The sequence below is a fragment of the Pseudomonas sp. 22072 genome (genome assembly GCF_052046095.1).
Taxonomy (GTDB): Bacteria; Pseudomonadota; Gammaproteobacteria; order Pseudomonadales; family Pseudomonadaceae; genus Aquipseudomonas; species Aquipseudomonas paracarnis.
This window is the reverse complement of sequence record NZ_JBQEQE010000021.1, coordinates 63,047-79,340: the sequence shown is the minus strand read 5'-3', so window position 1 is coordinate 79,340 and position 16,294 is coordinate 63,047. Positions and strand designations below refer to the sequence as shown.

The window sequence follows — 16,294 nt, the reverse complement described above, 5'->3', positions numbered from 1 at the left end:
GCCCCATTCGTCTCGCCAACTCAGATCCCCCATGCCCCTACAAACCGCCCCGCTCTCCCGCCGTTTCTCCGTCGCCCCCATGATGGACTGGACCGACCGCCATTGCCGGTTCTTCCTACGCCTGCTCTCCAAACACGCCCTGCTCTACACCGAGATGGTCACCACCGGCGCTATCCTCCATGGCGATCACGACCGCTTCCTGCGCCACAACGAAGCCGAGCACCCGCTGGCGCTGCAGTTGGGCGGCAGTGTTCCGGCTGATCTGGCCGCCTGCGCTCGAATGGCCGAGGCCGCCGGTTACGACGAAGTGAACCTGAACGTCGGTTGCCCCAGCGACCGGGTGCAGAACAACATGATCGGCGCGATCCTCATGGCGCACCCTGCCCTGGTGGCGGACTGTGTGAAGGCCATGCGCGATGCGGTGTCGATTCCGGTGACGGTGAAGCACCGTATCGGCATCAATGGGCGGGACAGTTATGCCCAGTTGTGTGATTTCGTCGGGACGGTGAAGGATGCTGGTTGCACCAGTTTTACCGTGCATGCGCGGATTGCGATTCTGGAGGGATTGTCGCCCAAGGAGAACCGGGACATTCCGCCGTTGCGTTATGACGTGGCGGCGCAGTTGAAGCGGGACTTTCCGGAGTTGGAGATTAATCTCAATGGTGGGATCAAGACGCTGGAGCAGTGCCAGGAGCATTTGCAGACGTTTGATGGGGTGATGCTGGGGCGGGAGGCTTATCACAATCCGTATCTGTTGGCGGAGGTGGACCAGCGGTTGTTTGGCAGTGAGGCGCCGGTGATTAGCCGGGCGGAGGCGTTGGCGCAGTTGCGGCCTTATATTGCTGAGCATTTGGCCAGTGGTGGGACGATGCATCACATTACTCGGCATGTGTTGGGGTTGGGCACGGGGTTTCCAGGAGCACGCAAGTTCAGGCAGTTGTTGTCGGTGGATATTCATAAGGCGGCGGATCCGTTGGCGTTGCTGGATCAGGCGGGGACGTTGTTGTAGGGGCGGTGATTGGTAGAGTGTCAGGTAGATGCTCATTGGGTTTACCGACGCTATCGCAGGCAAGCCAGCTCCCACATATTTAGCGGTGATTGCAAGGGCGCGGCAGGTGCTGCCGGCCCTTGCTGCACTGTTGCTTAGTTTTCCGGCACTGTTCCTTTGGGCACAGTTACCCATTGGTCGGTGTCGCGGTTATACCTTTTCCAATCTTTATCGGTCCTGACTTTTCGGTAAAGCGTGTTGAATGTGGTGCCGCCGAGTATTTGAAATTGAACTTCACCGCCTGGCGTTTTGCAGTTAACCAACCCCAGAATGGGTGAGTTCGGGTTTACTTGCAGTGCATACACGGCGTCTCCAAAGGTTCCGGTGGTGGCGTAGTCCAGTGCAAAACTCACGAACTGACTTTTCGGGGTGTCGCTGGACTGTAAGGCGAGCAGTCGCATTGTCGTGTAGGTGGCACCGATAAAACCCAGCGCGTGTAGGTCAGGCCCATCGATGGCCCAGTATTTTTCGGGTGTGCCACCGTCCCTGAGGTATTTGTCCAGGTCGTTCTGCGCTTTGGAGTAGATCACCCCGGCCTTGAGTTTCTGGACGTGCCAATTGTTGGTGTCCGCGCTCTCATACGCGCGGTATACCCAGGTGGCAGGCGCAGTCACTCTGGTATCGGTGATCTTGCCGCCGTAGGATGAGGTCAGTTCGTTTTCCTTTTCCAGGGTGCGGCTCCCCATGGGTTTACCTGCCTTGGCAGTGTCAATGATGCCACGCATTTCCTGGGTATCGTAACAACCGGCGCTGAGGGCCTGCTGTACCGTCACATCGGCAAATACCGTTGTTGAACAAATAAAACCCAGGGCGGCGAATAGTGTTGATATATTCCGTTTCATTACATCTCTCCCTTGCTTTCAAACTAACGAACCAGCAGATTTTAATGCACAGACGCACACACTTCGCCGCGGACAGTTATGTCATCAGAGTTTTTATCGGCCCAAGTTAGCGCTTGCCAGTCAGGTATAGCACAAGTAAAAACAGCAACAACTAAAGAGCTGGAAAATAAACTTTTCACAACTTCAAAACATTGATATTTCCTCTATCAACTGGCTTGAAACCAGTGGCGCAGGACGGGTGGAATCCAGTTGAACCTAGCTGCGATTTTGCCCTCCAATTGAGCACCACGGCCGGTGATTCAAACGGCCGTTTCCAGGTTATTGCCCTCGCAAACGACCTAACGCATTTGCGCCCTTGAGCGCCTGCCAGCGCTCGGGTAATGTCACTAGACCCACAGGACAGAGCACGCCCATGACTTCCAAGCTGGAACAACTCAAGCAATTCACCACCGTCGTAGCCGATACCGGCGATTTTTCCACCCTCGCCAAGCTCAAGCCGCAAGACGCGACCACCAACCCTTCCCTGCTGCTCAAGGCTGCGTCGATTCCTGGCTATGCCAAGCTGCTGGATGAGTGCGTGCAGGACTGCAACGGCGATGTGGGCCTGGCCAGTGACCGCTTTGCGGTGGCGGTGGGTCAAGAGATTCTCAAAGTCGTGCCGGGCCGTATTTCCACTGAGGTGGATGCGCGTCTGTCGTTCGACGAGGCCGCGATTCTCAAGCGTGCGCACCGTCTGATCGACCTGTACGACAAGGCTGGGGTTGGCCGTGACCGCGTGCTGATCAAGATCGCCTCCACCTGGGAAGGCATCCGCGCCGCGGAGAAGCTGGAAAAAGAAGGCATCCAGACCAACCTGACGCTGCTGTTCTCGTTTGCCCAGGCCGTGGCTTGTGCTGAAGCGGGTGTGTTTTTGATTTCGCCGTTCGTGGGCCGTATCTACGATTGGTACAAGAAGGCCAACGGCAACGACTACACCGGCTCCGATGACCCGGGCGTGCAGTCGGTGACGCGCATCTATAACTACTACAAGGCTAACGGCTACAAAACAGTAGTGATGGGTGCGAGCTTCCGTAACCTCAGCCAGATCGAGGAACTGGCCGGTTGTGATCGCCTGACCATCAGCCCGGACCTGTTGGAGAAGCTGGCAGCCGATGAAGGCAAGCTGGAGCGCAAATTGGCGCCAGGCCATGCCGGTGAGGCCCGTGTGCATATGACTGAAGCGCAGTTCCGTTGGGAGTCCAACGAGGACGCGATGGCGACTGAGAAGCTGGCGGAGGGGATTCGTCAGTTTGCTCGGGACCAAGAGAAGCTGGAGGCGTTGTTGTCGGCCAAGCTGTAAAGGCAGATAGCGGCAAAAAGGGCGGCACCTGTGAGGGTGTCGCCCTTTTTTGTGCGTCGGTGTCACCGCCGTCCGATGTGGGAGCTGGCTTGCCTGCGATAGCGGTGGGCCAGCCAACACGTCATCGACTGACACTGCGTAATCGCAGGCAAGCCAGCTCCCACAGGGGAATGTGTTTCAACAGGGAACCTGTCAGTGCCGCTCGAGGGCGTTGACGAGGTCGTGGAAGGCTTCGCGGTTGGACTCATTCAAGCCCATCAGGATTTTGTGCGCTTCCAGCACCTTGACCCGCACCACTTCCTCGGACTGGTCCTGGGACGGCAGGTCGGTCAGGCACTCAGGGCACGGGATGGGGCGGTCAACGATGTTGAACACCTGGTCAAAGCCCATGGATTGCAACAGACGGGTGATGTCTTCGTGGGTGGTGACCACGGTCGGCAATAGGCCGACCTTCTGCCGAGACAGAATGGACAATTTGGCCAACAGGCCCAGGGTGGTGCTATCGATGCTGCGCGTTTCGGTCAGGTCGATCACGATCGCCGAAAAGTTCAGCGCAGTGAAGATCCGCTCGATCGTCGCATCCAGGGCCGAACACAAGGTCAGGCGCACTTCACCGACAAACTTCAGGACGAAGGTCCCGTCTTGCTCGGCGAATTGGATTCTTCCGGTACTCATCAAAGATTCCTGCTCAACACCAATAGGGCGATATCATCCGGCATCTCCCCTAGCGTGGCCAATCCAAAAACCTGCCGCAGGCCATCCAGGCTGCCGCCCGCCGACTTGACCTTTTGGGGCAAGGCGGCTTCTTTCTCTTTGAGTGTAGGCTCTGGAAGAAGGTCCAGAATACCGTCGGACATCAGCGTCAGGCTGAAGGTCGGCGGCAGTTCCAGGATGTGGTCTTCGTAGGTGGCTTCGTTAAACAAGCCTACGGGCAGGCCACGCCCTTCCAGGTAGCGCACACTGTCAGGAGTGTACAAAACAGGCATCGGCAGGTGGCCGCCAATGCTGTAGGTCAAAAGACCGGTTTCTTCGTCGATCACGCCGCCGACCATCGTCACGTGCTTGCCCAGCTTGCAGCTGATCAGGCCCCGGTTGATGTGGCCCAGCACCTCGGAGGGGGTGAACTCCGGCAAGGTGCCGTTGCGCTTGGACTCGAACAACAGCCGTGTGGTCATGAACTTCAACAACACGGTAACAAAGGCAGAAGACGCGCCGTGGCCGGAAACGTCGGCCAGGTAGAACGCCACGCGGCGCTCATCGACACGGAAATAGTCGACAAAATCACCCGACAGGTACAACGACGGGATGATCTGGTGGGCAAACTTGAACTCGTCAATCGTCCAGGGGCTGACCGGCAGCATGTTCATCTGCACCTGGCGACCGGCGTTCTGGTCTTCCTGCAGCAGGTTCAGGCTGGCTTCGAGTTCGCGGTTGGCGGTCTCGAGCTTTTCGCGGTAGCGCTGGTTTTCCAGGAGCAGGCGTGCACGGTCCAGGGCGCGGCGCACCGAGTGCTCCAGCACGGCCAGGTCTTCCAGGGGCTTGATCAGGTAATCGGCGGCGCCCAGGCGCAAGGCTTCAACGGCATCGTTCATGACACCGGCACCGGACACGACAATCACCGGCGTTTGCGGGGCAAGGTCGGTCACCTGGCGAATCAGCTCCAGGCCGCCCATCTGGGGCATGCGCAGGTCGCAGATCACAAGGTCGGGCTTGTCGCGCTCGAATACCTGGAGACCCTGTTGGCCATTACTGGCCTGCAGGACGCTGAAGCCACTGTCTTCCAAGTAGGCCGCGAGGCTCGCGCGCACTACTTCGTCGTCATCGATTATCAGCAGCGTGGCACTGGTTTTTTGCATGTGGGCAAACGGCGCCAGAATTAGGTTGGCGTAGGCGGCTCGGCAATGGCCGGGCTCACGTACTGGATTCGCTTTCTAGCCTCTCTGTCCTACAAAGCAATGGGATTTGGCCCATGCACAACGGTAAAGCAGAGGTGCCCTTCTAAGGCGCAGACGGTACTCCCATCCGTGAGGGGTTTCAAGCTCATGCCGATGGTCGCCGGGCGTCTTTACACCGCAAATCACCGGGAGTTATAAGAACCCTCACAACCACAACGCAAAGTAAGGATGGATGCTGTGAGCGAACACGAGCGCGACTACGCCGAAAAACGCGATTTCATCCGCATGCGAATAGATGCCGATGTGTCTTTGATCCATGCCGGGCAGGAGATTGCCGGCACCTGCGTGGACCTCTCCAGTTCCGGCATGCAGGTGCAGGCACCTCGCCAGTTCACTGTGGGCGACCTGCTGACCGTGCGCATTGATTCAGAGCACGCCGCGCTCAGGGGTCTTGAGGCGGATACCGAGGTGGTGTGGGCCAAGGCGGTAGGCGATGACCAGCATCTGGGCCTCAAGATTCTGAAAATGCGCTAACGCAACATCCAGCCCCTGCGCAAAGGTGACGCGGAGCGTCACGGGATGCATTCCCACGCGGAGCGTGGGGAACGATCAGCGCGCACAAAAAAGGCGACCTTACAAAGGTCGCCTTTTTCATTTCAAAACGTCACAGCTTAAAAGTCGTCAACGACCTTGCCGTCCTTGACCTTGAACTCGCGGTTCTGCAGGTAAGCGTTACGAATGAAGGTGTACTTGTCGCCGCTGATCAGCTTTTCGCTGTCGAGCAGGCTGGCGCGCACGTCAACGACGTTGAGGCCGAAGGTGCTGTTACGCCAGCCGATATCGTTCATGTAGCGGTACGGTTGGGTGTAGCTGTCGACGTATTTGGACGGCGCATCACGCAAGGTGCTTGGGCCCAGCAACGGGATCATCACGTACGGCCCACTGCCCACGCCCCAGTAGCCCAGGGTCTGGCCGAAGTCTTCGTCGCTGCGCTGCAGCCCCATTTTGGTGCCGACGTCGATAAAGCCCAGTACGCCAAATGTGGTGTTGACCAACAGGCGGGCGGTGTCGACGCCTGCATTGTGCGGCTTGAGTTGCAGCACGTTGTTGGCCAGGTTGCCGACATCACCGATGTTGCGGAAGAAGTTGTGAACGCCGTCCTGCACAAATTGTGGGGTGACGAACTGATAGCCTTGGGCGATTGGCTTGAGGGCATAAGTGTCAACGGTATCGTTGAAGGTGAAGATGGGGCGGTTGACGCTTTCCCATGGGTCATCTTCCGAGGCCGCCTGGGCAGCGAACGGTGCCAACAGGATGGTGGCACACACCGATAGCTGAGCGAAGTACTGGCTCCAGCGCATAGCTTTTGCTCCTTGAATGGTCTGTCATGGGCGCTATGCCCTGAATAAGGCTGTCAGTATATGACGGAAGTGTCGATTTAGGCAGCTACCTAGAATCGTCTTAGGGAAAATGCACAAAATTCCTACAAATACCGACAGTGTCATCCCCTTGTCATGCCGCCCCGATAGCGTGGCAGCTATTTCAGGGACGTTCAGATGCCACACGCCGAGATTGCCGTCGCCGCCGCCCCCTCATTGACCGCCGTGTTATTTGGCCTGAGTGGCTGCCTGGTGGATTTTGGTTCCCTGGCGCGCAGCGACTCACCTTGCGCCGACGCCGAGGCCACCCCAGGCGCATTGAAAATCCTGCGCAGTCTCAAAGAACAAGGCGTGCCCTGCGCCTGGCTAGACGAACTGCCTCCCGCCGTGACCGCGCCACTCTGCGCCGGCCTGCCTGGCTGGCTCAAGGCCGCCTCGCCCTCCTCCATTCGCTGGCCTGCGCCCCACGCCTGCTGGCAAGCGCTGATGGAGTTGAACATCGAACGTCTGGAAGGCTGCGTACTGGTCAGCGGCGAGCCGCGTCTGCTGCAATCGGGCCTGAATGCCGGTTTGTGGACCATCGGCCTGGCCTCCTGCGGTTCGCTCTGCGGCCTGTCGCCCCGGCAATGGCAGGCACTGACCGAGCAGCAACGCGAACACAAGCGCGGCAAGGCCACGGTGGCGCTCTATGGCCTGGGCGTGCACTCGGTGATCGACCATCTCGGCGAACTCGGCACCTGCCTGGCCGACATCCGCCTGCGCCAGCTCAAGGGCGAGAAGCCCTGATCGAGATCATGCACAGTTGGCCCCAGTGGATTAATCTACAGGTCAGCCCGTAGACCTTTCGCCGTGCGCCGCGGTCTATGCCAGTGCCTATCGATAAAAGGAAAGAACGTCATGCCTGATCGCGAGAAGTTACAACAGCAGGCCGATATTGTGCGTGAGCAACTGGAGAACCATCCCGAGTTGCCGGCCGAGAAACGTCAAGCATTGGAAGAGTTGATCGCCAAGTTCGAAGTCCAGTTGGAAATGGAACCGGCCACCCAGACGCCCAGCATCGCTGACGATGTGAACCGGGCAGTGGAAGGTTTTGAACTGGACCATCCAGGCATTGCCGGGACGTTGCGCAATATCGTGCTGACCCTTGGCAATATCGGCATCTAACACGAGCCCAAGCCAAACACAAAACCAAATGTGGGAGCTGGCTTGNCAGGCAAGCCAGCTCCCACAGTTTTTTGTATGAAGGCTTACTGACGCGCCAGCCGCACGTTCAGGAACTGGGTGTTCTCAGTGCTGCGATACGGGTTGATATCCAACCCACCCCGGCGCACATAGCGTGCATACACCGTCAACTTCTCCGGCTTGAGCAAGCGCTGCAAGTCCAGAAAGATCCGCTCCACACACTGCTCATGAAAGTCCGAGTGCTGGCGAAAGCTGACGATATATTCCAGCAGGCTGGCGTGATCCAGCGCCGCACCACGGTATTCCACCACCACACTGCCCCAGTCAGGCTGGCTGGTCACCGGGCAGTTGGATTTGAGCAGGTGGCTGTGCACGCTCTCCTCCACCACGCGCGAATCATCGCAACGCAGCAGTTCCGGGCGCGGGTGTTCGTAGCTGCTGACGTTGATATCCAGGCCGTCAATGCACACGCCCGGCAACGCCATCACGCCTTCGGCCTCGATGTCGGCCAGGCTGCGAATGCGCACGTTCACGGGCTTGCCGGCCGCAGCGCTGAGGTCGGTGCGCAGGGTGGCTTCAAGGCTGGACGTATCGGCAAACGCGGTCTGGTTCAGCGAGTTGAGGTACAGCTTGAACGACTTGGACTCGATGATGTTCGGCGAGTCGGCCGGAATGCTGAACTCACCGATGGCCACCACCGGCTTGCCCGAGGGCAACAACCAGGACAGTTCGAAGCAGTTCCAGAAATCCACGCCCTTGTACGGCAGGGTCTCGGCGCTCAGGCCCAGCTCGGCCCACTTGGCGGCGCGTGGAATCGGAAACAGCAACGAAGGCGTGTAGGTGCTGATGTATTCACTGGACTTGCCCAGCGGCGAATGTTCGGCTGCGGGATGCATGGCGGAAACCTGGCTAAATAAACCGCGCCAGTCTACCAGCCTTTGCTCGCCCCCTTAACAAACGCCTCACTCAACGGTCAGTTTGCCGACCATGCCCGCCTGGTAATGCCCGGGCAGGTTGCAGGCGAACTCAAGGCCTGTGGCCTGCTTGAACGTCCAGGTCAGCTCGGCCGTCTTGCCCGGCTCCACCAACACACTGTTGGGATCATCGTGCTTCATGCCGCCCATGTCGCCGTGGCCCATGGCGCTGTGATCCATCTTGCCCATGCCGGTGGCGGTGAGCATGCCACTGGCTTGCATCTGCAACATCTCTTTCTGGTGGGCGGCATGCATGGCCGCGTCACCCAGGTTGAACTCATGCAGCAACTGGCCTTTGTTGACCAGCACAAAGCGCACGGTTTCACCGGCTTTTACGTCCAGGGACTTGGGCTCAAAGGCAATGTCCCGCAGCGTGACTTCAACGGTGCGCGTGGCTTTATCCGCCGGGGCCGGCTGGCCGAACGCGTAGGTGTGAGTCGCATCTGCCAGGGCATTGAAACTCAACGCCAGCAGGCAGCCTGCCAATAACAGAGGTGTACGCAACGCCATCTTTCACTCTCCAAAATAGGTATCCAGCTTGGGCAACACTTTAAGATGGCCTCGCTGCCAGCCAGCTGACTGCTAGATTACAACTTTGTCAGCTTGCGCCCATCCCCTGACGAGCACGGTATAAAGCCCAATGTTTTTTGTAGGAGCGAGCTTGCTCGCGAAGGGCTTAAGCACAACGCGTCAAGCCTGACAGCCCGCGTTACCGTTGGCGTTTTTCGCGAGCAAGCTCGCTCCTACATAGCCCCTATCAAGAGCCCGATATGAAACTGCTGATCGTCGAAGACCAACCCAAAACCGGTCATTACCTGCGCCAGGGCCTGGCCGAAGCGGGCTTTACCACCGAACTGGTGGCCGACGGCACCAGTGGCCAGCACTTGGCGCTGACGGGCGACTATGACTTATTGATCCTCGATGTGATGCTGCCCGGCCGCGATGGCTGGCAAATCCTGCAGGCGGTGCGCAGTGCCGGCCTGGACATCCCGGTGCTGTTCCTCACCGCTCGCGATGCCGTAGAAGACCGAGTACATGGTCTGGAGCTGGGCGCCGACGATTACCTGGTCAAGCCCTTCGCCTTTTCCGAACTGCTGGCGCGGGTGCGCACCTTGTTGCGCCGTGGCAGCAGCACGCCGCAGGAGACCACGCTGCAACTGGCCGACCTGAGCCTGGACTTGATCCGCCGCCGCGTCGAGCGCAGTGGCCAGCGCATCGACCTCACCGCCAAGGAGTTCGCCCTGCTGGAGCTGCTGCTACGCCGCCAGGGCGAAGTGCTGCCCAAGACGCTGATCGCCTCCCAGGTGTGGGACATGAATTTCGACAGCGACACCAACATCATCGAAGTCGCCATTCGCCGCCTGCGCCTGAAAGTCGACGACAATTTCCCCAATAAGCTGATCCACACCGTACGCGGCATGGGTTACGTGCTGGAGGAACGGTTCACGTGATCAAGCGCCTGTCCCTGACCAGCCGCCTGGCGCTGCTGTTTGCCGCCTGCACGGCGGTGGTCTCGTTGATCGCCGGAGTGTTGTTCAACCGGGCCAGCGAGGCGCACTTCATGGAGCTGGACCAGCAACAGCTCGAAAGCAAACTGGTAGCCCTGCGCAGCACCTTGCAAGGTGTCGCCTCACCGGAAGACCTCGCCCGGCGAACCCCTCAACTGCGCGCCGAACTCGATCACCAGCCCGACCTCACCTTGCGCATCACCGGGGCGGGTCAACGTTGGCTGGACGGCGCGCCGCACCTTCCCTTGCCCCAAGCGCCCGGCCTGCACAGCCTGCAATACGCAGGCACCGACTACCGCGTATTCATCGCGCCCTTGACGCCCAGCCAACTGGATTCGCCACAACTGACCCTGATCCTCGACATCACCCACCACCAGCACTTTCTGCAACGCATGCAACGCTTGATCTGGCTGACCGTCGGCCTCTCGGCCCTGGCCACTGCCCTGCTCGGCGCCTGGGCTGCGCGCAGTGGCTTGCGACCGCTGCGGCGCATGGGCGAAGTGGCCGCCAGTGTCTCCGCCCACTCCCTCACGCAACGCTTACCCCAAGAACAAATGCCGGTGGAGCTCGCGGAACTGGCCCAGGCCGTCAACGCCATGCTGGCCCGCCTCGATGATGCGTTCCAGCGCCTGTCCGCCTTCAGCGCAGATATTGCCCACGAACTGCGCACACCGCTGTCCAACTTGCTGACCCAGACCCAAGTCATCCTCACCCAGCCACGCCCGCTGGAGGATTACCGCGAGGCGCTGCACAGCAACCTGGAAGAGCTGCAATGGATGGCGCAACTGGTCAACGACATGCTGTACCTGGCCAAAGCTGACCACGGCTTGCTGATGCCCAGCCGAGAAGCTCTGGATTTGGGCGATGAGGTCGACGCACTGTTGGAGTTCTTTACCCTGCTGGCGGAGGACGCACAGGTGACGCTGGTGCGCGAAGGCACCGCCCAGACGATGGGCGATCGCGGTATGTTGCGTCGGGCCTTGTCGAATCTGCTGGATAACGCGCTGCGGTTTACCCCACCGGGCGGTGAAGTGCGGGTGCGGATCGAGAGTGGCGTGACACTGACGGTTGAGAACAGCGGGGAAGGCATTCCTGCGTCGTTACTGCCGAGGCTGTTTGACCGGTTCTACCGAGCCGACCCGTCGAGGCGCGCAGGCAGCAGTGAACATGCGGGGCTGGGGTTGGCGATTACCCAGTCGATTGTAGGGGCGCATGGCGGGAGGATTTATTGTGAGTCGCAGGCGGGCTGGACCAGGTTTGTGATTGAGTTGCCCAAGGGCGACTGCTGATCGTTCCCACGCTTTGCTGATCGTTCCCACGCTCCGCGTGGGAACGCATTCCGGGACGCTCTGCGTCCCAACAGCGAACGCGGAGCGTCCGGTGAGGCATTCCCACGCGGAGCGTGGGAACGAGCAGGTTACGAATACCTGAGGGCGTGCGCCGGCTCAATCTTCGCCGCCCGATACGCTGGGTAAATCGTCGCCAAGAAGCTCAACACAAACCCCGCCGAGCAAATCAGCAACACATCCCCACCTTGCAGCTCCGAAGGCAGGTTGCTGACAAAGTACACATCCGAGCTGAAGATATGCTGCCCGCTCACCCGCTCCAGCCAGCCCACCAGCTCACTCACGTTCAGCGCCGCAATCACCCCCAGCACGCCGCCGATCAAGGTGCCGACCACGCCAATCACGGTGCCCTGCACCATGAAGATCGCCATGATCTGCCGAGGTGTAGCGCCGATGGTACGCAGGATGGCGATGTCCGCGCCCTTGTCGTTCACCACCATGATCAAGGTGGCGATGATGTTGAACGCGGCCACGGCGACGATCATCAGCAACAGCAGGCCGATCATGGTCTTTTCCATTTTCATCGCGCTGAACAGGCTGCCCTGGGTGTGGGTCCAGTCATCCGGCTTGTAAGCCGCGCCCAGGCTGGCGGCGATATCTGCCGAGACTTTGGGCGCTGCATACAGGTCCTTCACCGCCAGGCGCACGCTTTGCACCTGGTTGGGCTGCCAATGCTGGATTTCAGCGGCGTCGGCCATGTGGATCAAGGCCATGGAGCCATCCAGTTCGGCGCCGACCTTGAAGATGCCCACCACATTCAGGCGCTGCATGCGCGGGGTGATACCGCCCGGGGCGCTGCTGAGTTCCGGCACGATCAGGGTCAGTTTGTCGCCCACGTTCAGGCGAAAACGCCGTGCAGTGATATCACCGACCACCACCCCGAACTCGCCGGGTTTGAGGTCGTCGAGTTTGCCGCGCACGATGTGCTGGGCCACGATCGACACCTTGCCTTCCTGAGCCGGGTCAACGCCGCTGATCTCGATGGGCTGCATCGCGCCCTTATAGGAAAACATGCCATCCATCTGGGTGAAGGGCACAGCGGCGGTGACTTGCGGATTCTTCATCGCGGCGGCGGCCACCGGCTGCCAATCATCAATCGGCTTTACGCCGACGATGGTGGCGTGGGGCACCATGCCGAGGATGCGCGAGCTCATTTCACGCTGAAAGCCGTTCATCACCGAAAGCACTACGATCATCGCCAATACGCCCAGGGCGAGGCCGATCATCGAGGTCATCGAGATAAACGAGACAAAACGGTTGCGGCGCTTGGCGCGGGTATAGCGCGTGCCGATAAAAATCGATAACGGTCTGAACATTCGCGGGCACCGTTGGAAAAATGAAAAAGCCCGGCCTCAAAAACCGGGCTTGCAACAGGTCAGATAGCGACCAGATGACCTTCCTGCAAATGCAGTACGCGGTCCATCTGCCGGGCCATGCTCATGTCATGGGTCACCACCAGGAACGCGGTGCGCATCTGGGTGCTCAACTCCAGCATCAAGTCCTTGATGCCTTGGGCGGTGTGGGAGTCGAGGTTGCCGGTCGGCTCGTCGAGCATCACCAGGCCAGGGTTGTTCACCAGGGCACGGGCAATCGCCACGCGCTGGCGTTCACCACCGGACAACTCCGCTGGCTTGTGCTCCAGGCGATGGCCGAGGCCCACACGCTCCAGCAAGGCAGTGGCCCGTTGGCGCGCTTCGGGAATCGCGGTCTTGCCAATCAACAGCGGCATGCACACGTTTTCCAGGGCGGTGAATTCCGGCAGCAAGTGGTGGAACTGGTACACAAAGCCCAACGAGCGGTTGCGCAGTTGGCCGCGGGCCTTTTCATTCAAGGCCGAGAGTTCTTCACCGGCCAGCCATACGCTGCCCTGGGACGGCGTGTCGAGGCCGCCCAGCAGGTTGAGCAAGGTACTCTTGCCGGAACCGGAACTGCCGACGATCGCCACGCGCTCGCCAGGGTGCAGTTCAAGCTGCAGGTTGGACAGCACCACCACCGACTCCGGGCCTTCCTCGTAGGATTTGCCCAGGTTGCGGCAGCTCAGGATTGCTTTTTCACTCATGCCCGATTCACTCATAACGTAATGCCTGTGCTGGCTGGGTACGTGCCGCGCGCCAGGCTGGATACAGGGTGGCAAGGAAGCTCAGGACCAACGCAGCGCCGCCCACCATCAGCACGTCCTGGGTTTGCACCTGGGACGGCAAGTAATCGATGAAGTAGACGTCGGCGTTGAGAAACTTGTGGCCGATCACCTTTTCAAGCAGGGCGATGGCGGCGCTGACGTTCAGCGCGGCCAGAATGCCCACCGCCGTGCCGATCAAGGTGCCGACCACGCCGATTACGGTGCCCTGCACCATGAAGATCGCCATGATCTGCCCCGGCGTGGCGCCCAACGTACGCAGGATGGCGATGTCGCCCTTCTTGTCGTTCACCACCATCACCAGCGTGGAGATGATGTTGAAGGCCGCCACGGCGACGATCAGCAACAACAACAGGCCGATCATGGCTTTTTCCATGCGGATGGCCTGATACAGGTTGCCGTGGGTGCGGGTCCAGTCGCGAGCGTAGTACTCGGTCTCACCCAGGTGCTGGGCAATTTCCCAGGCGCCGCGCGGCGCATCGAACAGGTCGTTGAATTTCAGGCGCAGGCCCTGCACCTGGTCGGGCTGCCAGCGATGCAGGCGGGCCAGGTCCGTGAGATTGGTCAGGCCGATGTAACCGTCGATCTCGCCAGCTCCGACGTGGAAGGTGCCCACCACGGTAAAGCGCTTCATGCGCGGGAACATGCCGGCCGGGGTCACGGTGACTTCCGGGGCGACGAAGGTCAGCTTGTCGCCAACCCCCACGCCCAGCTTGGCTGCGGCCTTGTCACCGATGACGATGCCAAAGCTGCCCGGCGACAGCTCGTCGAGCTTACCTTGCAGCATGAACTTGTCGATGATCGAGACGTTGCGCTCCTGGGCCGGGTCGATGCCGTTGAGCAGGATCTTCTGCACTTTGCCGTCGTTGGTGAGCAACCCCTGCATCTGGGTAAACGGCGCTACCGCCACAACCTTGGGGTTCTGCTGGACCTTGGCGGCCAGGCTTTGCCAGTCGTTGATGGGCGCATCGCCCTCGATGGTCGCGTGGGGCACCATGCCCAGCACGCGGGTGCGCATCTCATGATCGAAGCCATTCATCACCGACAGCACCACGATCATCACGACCACGCCCAGGGCGAGACCGATCATCGAGGTCAAGGAAATGAACGACACAAAATGATTGCGACGCTTTGCACGGGTATAACGCGTGCCGATAAATACGAAGAGAGGTCTGAACATGTCGGGGCTTGTTCGGAGGAAAAGAAGACGTCCCGGTGGCGGGGTCTGGTCAGCAGCTTTACACTCAGACCATTACCGTTACCTGGGGTTCGCCATGTCGACATTAGATGAAGAAGAGCGCCGCGAATACTACCGTATCGACGACATGATCGCACTTCAAATCAAACCCCTGTCGGGCCCCGACGCGGCGAGCAAGGAAGTGTTGCTGGATGATTCACCGCTGTTCAATCTGCTCAGCGAGCTGCACTTGAGCGAATTCGAAGCCCAGCACCTACTGCGCCAGATCAGCGAGAAAGACCGCAGCCTGGCGGCCTTCCTCAAAGTGCAGAACAAACGCCTGGATCTGCTCAGCCAGGTCATGGCTCGCGGTTTGCTGAACGAGGTGGGTGCGCCGCAACCGGTGATCCTCTCCGAGGGCGGCATCGACTTCCAGCACCCGACACCGCTGGCCGCCGACACTCACCTGGCGGTCAAGCTGGTGCTGATGCCCCAGGCGCTCGGCCTGTTGCTGCGCGCGCGGGTGACCCATTGCGACCCCAAGGGCGACGGCTTTGATGTGGGCACGGAGTTCGAGTCCATGACCGACGCCCAACGCCAACTGCTGGCGCGCTATATCCTGCAGAAACAGGCCCAGGAACGCCGCCTGGCGCGAGAACAAAGCGAAGACCTCTGAATGCGTATTCACGACGCCAACCATCCTGGCGCAAAGGAGCAACTGTGACCCTGATTTACGGCCACCGCGGTGCCAAAGGCGAAGCACCGGAAAATACCCTGACCAGTTTTCAGGAATGTCTCAAACACGGCGTACGTCGTTGCGAACTGGACTTGCACCTGTCCATGGACGGCGAGTTGATGGTCATCCACGACCCGACCCTCAAGCGCACCACCGACCGGCGCGGCAAGGTCGTCGAGTACTCGGCGGCTGATTTGGTCAAGATGGACGCGCGCAAAGGCGGCCCAGGCTGGGTAAGCCCCTGCCCGATTCCACGCCTGGAGGCGTTGTTCGAACAGTGCGACTTCGATCACTGGCAACTGGAAGTCAAAAGCGCCTCGCGTACCCGTGCCGCCACCACTGTGCTGGCGATTCGCGAAATGGCTGTGCGCTTTGGCTTGATGGACAAGGTCACGGTCACGTCAAGCTCGCGGGAAGTGCTCAAGGCCGCCGTGGAACTCACCCCGGACCTGTCACGCGGGCTGGTCGCCGAATATGCCTGGCTCGACCCGCTGAAGGTCGCGCAGAACTACGGCTGTGAGTATTTGGCATTGAACTGGACGCTGTGCACCCCCGAGCGGCTGGAAAAAGCCCAGCGCCAGGGCTTGCATGTGTCCGTGTGGACAGTCAACGAACCTGCGCTGATGCGCAGGCTCGCCGACTTCGGCGTAGATAGCCTGATTACAGACTTTCCCGGTTTGGCCACTGCCACCCTCGAGAATTACTGAAATCGGTCTCCCCGGCCGGCTCAG

At 60.0% G+C, this 16,294-nt stretch carries 18 protein-coding genes; 9 read left to right on the top strand and 9 right to left on the bottom strand.

The annotated features are described in order from the left end of the window. The first annotated feature begins 31 nt into the window (after positions 1-31). The gene (gene dusA / locus ACTJLA_RS20325) at positions 32-1,009 is read left to right on the top strand and encodes a tRNA dihydrouridine(20/20a) synthase DusA (RefSeq protein ID WP_440841991.1); all 978 of its coding nucleotides are present in this window, start codon (positions 32-34) and stop codon (positions 1,007-1,009) included. Between the two features lie 134 nt (positions 1,010-1,143). On the opposite strand, the gene ACTJLA_RS20320 is transcribed toward dusA, so the two are convergent. Continuing rightward, a complete protein-coding gene (locus ACTJLA_RS20320; protein ID WP_054919936.1) occupies positions 1,144-1,890 on the bottom strand; it encodes a hypothetical protein in 747 nt (248 codons plus the stop codon). A 412-nt stretch (positions 1,891-2,302) separates the two neighbouring features. Here ACTJLA_RS20320 and tal point away from each other — a divergent pair, with 412 nt between their 5' ends. Beyond that, positions 2,303-3,229, top strand: coding sequence for a transaldolase (gene tal, locus ACTJLA_RS20315; RefSeq protein WP_019818234.1), 927 nt, complete (start codon positions 2,303-2,305; stop codon positions 3,227-3,229). Between the two features lie 192 nt (positions 3,230-3,421). Here tal and rssC read toward each other — a convergent pair whose 3' ends face one another. Next, a complete protein-coding gene (rssC, locus tag ACTJLA_RS20310) occupies positions 3,422-3,904 on the bottom strand; it encodes an anti-sigma factor antagonist RssC (RefSeq protein WP_003172602.1) in 483 nt (160 codons plus the stop codon). Further along, the gene (rssB, locus tag ACTJLA_RS20305; RefSeq protein ID WP_014717527.1) at positions 3,904-5,085 is read right to left on the bottom strand and encodes a two-component system response regulator RssB; all 1,182 of its coding nucleotides are present in this window, start codon (positions 5,083-5,085) and stop codon (positions 3,904-3,906) included. The genes rssC and rssB overlap by 1 nt, the downstream gene beginning before the upstream one ends. Before the next feature lie 276 nt (positions 5,086-5,361). Here rssB and ACTJLA_RS20300 point away from each other — a divergent pair, with 276 nt between their 5' ends. After that, positions 5,362-5,658: a PilZ domain-containing protein gene (locus ACTJLA_RS20300; protein WP_060764547.1), complete on the top strand. Its 297-nt coding sequence runs from the start codon at positions 5,362-5,364 to the stop codon at positions 5,656-5,658. A gap of 137 nt (positions 5,659-5,795) precedes the next feature. Here ACTJLA_RS20300 and ACTJLA_RS20295 read toward each other — a convergent pair whose 3' ends face one another. Further along, positions 5,796-6,485: an MlaA family lipoprotein gene (locus tag ACTJLA_RS20295; protein WP_003189688.1), complete on the bottom strand. Its 690-nt coding sequence runs from the start codon at positions 6,483-6,485 to the stop codon at positions 5,796-5,798. Between the two features lie 195 nt (positions 6,486-6,680). Between ACTJLA_RS20295 and ACTJLA_RS20290 the strand changes: the two genes are divergently transcribed. Continuing rightward, positions 6,681-7,289 carry a hypothetical protein gene (locus tag ACTJLA_RS20290; RefSeq protein WP_057975700.1) on the top strand — a complete coding sequence of 203 codons (609 nt, stop codon included), beginning with the start codon at positions 6,681-6,683 and terminating at the stop codon, positions 7,287-7,289. 111 nt (positions 7,290-7,400) lie between these two features. Continuing rightward, the gene (locus ACTJLA_RS20285) at positions 7,401-7,667 is read left to right on the top strand and encodes a DUF4404 family protein (RefSeq protein ID WP_014717525.1); all 267 of its coding nucleotides are present in this window, start codon (positions 7,401-7,403) and stop codon (positions 7,665-7,667) included. Positions 7,668-7,750: 83 nt separating this feature from the next. Here ACTJLA_RS20285 and queF read toward each other — a convergent pair whose 3' ends face one another. Continuing rightward, the gene (queF, locus tag ACTJLA_RS20280) at positions 7,751-8,581 is read right to left on the bottom strand and encodes an NADPH-dependent 7-cyano-7-deazaguanine reductase QueF (RefSeq protein ID WP_020302903.1); all 831 of its coding nucleotides are present in this window, start codon (positions 8,579-8,581) and stop codon (positions 7,751-7,753) included. 66 nt (positions 8,582-8,647) lie between these two features. Continuing rightward, positions 8,648-9,169, bottom strand: coding sequence for a copper-resistant cuproprotein CopI (gene copI / locus ACTJLA_RS20275; RefSeq protein ID WP_057975697.1), 522 nt, complete (start codon positions 9,167-9,169; stop codon positions 8,648-8,650). Between the two features lie 260 nt (positions 9,170-9,429). Here copI and ACTJLA_RS20270 point away from each other — a divergent pair, with 260 nt between their 5' ends. Then, entirely contained in the window at positions 9,430-10,110 is a 681-nt protein-coding gene (locus tag ACTJLA_RS20270; RefSeq protein WP_020302902.1) for a heavy metal response regulator transcription factor, read from the top strand. Further along, positions 10,107-11,456 carry a heavy metal sensor histidine kinase gene (locus tag ACTJLA_RS20265; protein WP_440841985.1) on the top strand — a complete coding sequence of 450 codons (1,350 nt, stop codon included), beginning with the start codon at positions 10,107-10,109 and terminating at the stop codon, positions 11,454-11,456. The genes ACTJLA_RS20270 and ACTJLA_RS20265 overlap by 4 nt, the downstream gene beginning before the upstream one ends. A 128-nt stretch (positions 11,457-11,584) precedes the next feature. Here the strand turns inward: ACTJLA_RS20265 and ACTJLA_RS20260 are convergent, their stop codons facing one another. Genes ACTJLA_RS20260 through ACTJLA_RS20250 form a run of 3 tightly spaced genes read right to left on the bottom strand, consistent with a single transcriptional unit; the run spans position 11,585 to position 14,830 of the window. Further along, entirely contained in the window at positions 11,585-12,829 is a 1,245-nt protein-coding gene (locus ACTJLA_RS20260; RefSeq protein WP_014717521.1) for a lipoprotein-releasing ABC transporter permease subunit, read from the bottom strand. A gap of 59 nt (positions 12,830-12,888) precedes the next feature. Beyond that, positions 12,889-13,572, bottom strand: a complete 684-nt coding sequence (gene lolD / locus ACTJLA_RS20255) for a lipoprotein-releasing ABC transporter ATP-binding protein LolD (RefSeq protein ID WP_019818240.1) — start codon at positions 13,570-13,572, stop codon at positions 12,889-12,891. Between the two features lie 7 nt (positions 13,573-13,579). Next, positions 13,580-14,830, bottom strand: a complete 1,251-nt coding sequence (locus tag ACTJLA_RS20250) for a lipoprotein-releasing ABC transporter permease subunit (RefSeq protein ID WP_034126653.1) — start codon at positions 14,828-14,830, stop codon at positions 13,580-13,582. A gap of 94 nt (positions 14,831-14,924) precedes the next feature. On the opposite strand from ACTJLA_RS20250, the gene ACTJLA_RS20245 reads away from it, so the two are divergent. Beyond that, positions 14,925-15,503, top strand: a complete 579-nt coding sequence (locus tag ACTJLA_RS20245) for a PilZ domain-containing protein (protein ID WP_054899069.1) — start codon at positions 14,925-14,927, stop codon at positions 15,501-15,503. A 44-nt stretch (positions 15,504-15,547) separates the two neighbouring features. Next, positions 15,548-16,270, top strand: coding sequence for a glycerophosphodiester phosphodiesterase (locus tag ACTJLA_RS20240; protein ID WP_003189671.1), 723 nt, complete (start codon positions 15,548-15,550; stop codon positions 16,268-16,270). Positions 16,271-16,294 lie beyond the last annotated feature (24 nt).

Excerpts from the sequence above, each read along its gene's own strand:
- queF (WP_020302903.1), bottom strand. The coding sequence starts at position 8,581 with ATGCATCCCGCAGCCGAACATTCGCCGCTGGGCAAGTCCAGTGAATAC.
- dusA (WP_440841991.1), top strand. The coding sequence starts at position 32 with ATGCCCCTACAAACCGCCCCGCTCTCCCGCCGTTTCTCCGTCGCCCCC.
- rssC (WP_003172602.1), bottom strand. The coding sequence starts at position 3,904 with ATGAGTACCGGAAGAATCCAATTCGCCGAGCAAGACGGGACCTTCGTC.
- ACTJLA_RS20250 (WP_034126653.1), bottom strand. The coding sequence starts at position 14,830 with ATGTTCAGACCTCTCTTCGTATTTATCGGCACGCGTTATACCCGTGCA.
- rssB (WP_014717527.1), bottom strand. The coding sequence starts at position 5,085 with ATGCAAAAAACCAGTGCCACGCTGCTGATAATCGATGACGACGAAGTA.
- tal (WP_019818234.1), top strand. The coding sequence starts at position 2,303 with ATGACTTCCAAGCTGGAACAACTCAAGCAATTCACCACCGTCGTAGCC.
- ACTJLA_RS20260 (WP_014717521.1), bottom strand. The coding sequence starts at position 12,829 with ATGTTCAGACCGTTATCGATTTTTATCGGCACGCGCTATACCCGCGCC.
- ACTJLA_RS20245 (WP_054899069.1), top strand. The coding sequence starts at position 14,925 with ATGTCGACATTAGATGAAGAAGAGCGCCGCGAATACTACCGTATCGAC.
- ACTJLA_RS20320 (WP_054919936.1), bottom strand. The coding sequence starts at position 1,890 with ATGAAACGGAATATATCAACACTATTCGCCGCCCTGGGTTTTATTTGT.
- ACTJLA_RS20285 (WP_014717525.1), top strand. The coding sequence starts at position 7,401 with ATGCCTGATCGCGAGAAGTTACAACAGCAGGCCGATATTGTGCGTGAG.
- lolD (WP_019818240.1), bottom strand. The coding sequence starts at position 13,572 with ATGAGTGAAAAAGCAATCCTGAGCTGCCGCAACCTGGGCAAATCCTAC.
- ACTJLA_RS20295 (WP_003189688.1), bottom strand. The coding sequence starts at position 6,485 with ATGCGCTGGAGCCAGTACTTCGCTCAGCTATCGGTGTGTGCCACCATC.
- copI (WP_057975697.1), bottom strand. The coding sequence starts at position 9,169 with ATGGCGTTGCGTACACCTCTGTTATTGGCAGGCTGCCTGCTGGCGTTG.
- ACTJLA_RS20290 (WP_057975700.1), top strand. The coding sequence starts at position 6,681 with ATGCCACACGCCGAGATTGCCGTCGCCGCCGCCCCCTCATTGACCGCC.
- ACTJLA_RS20270 (WP_020302902.1), top strand. The coding sequence starts at position 9,430 with ATGAAACTGCTGATCGTCGAAGACCAACCCAAAACCGGTCATTACCTG.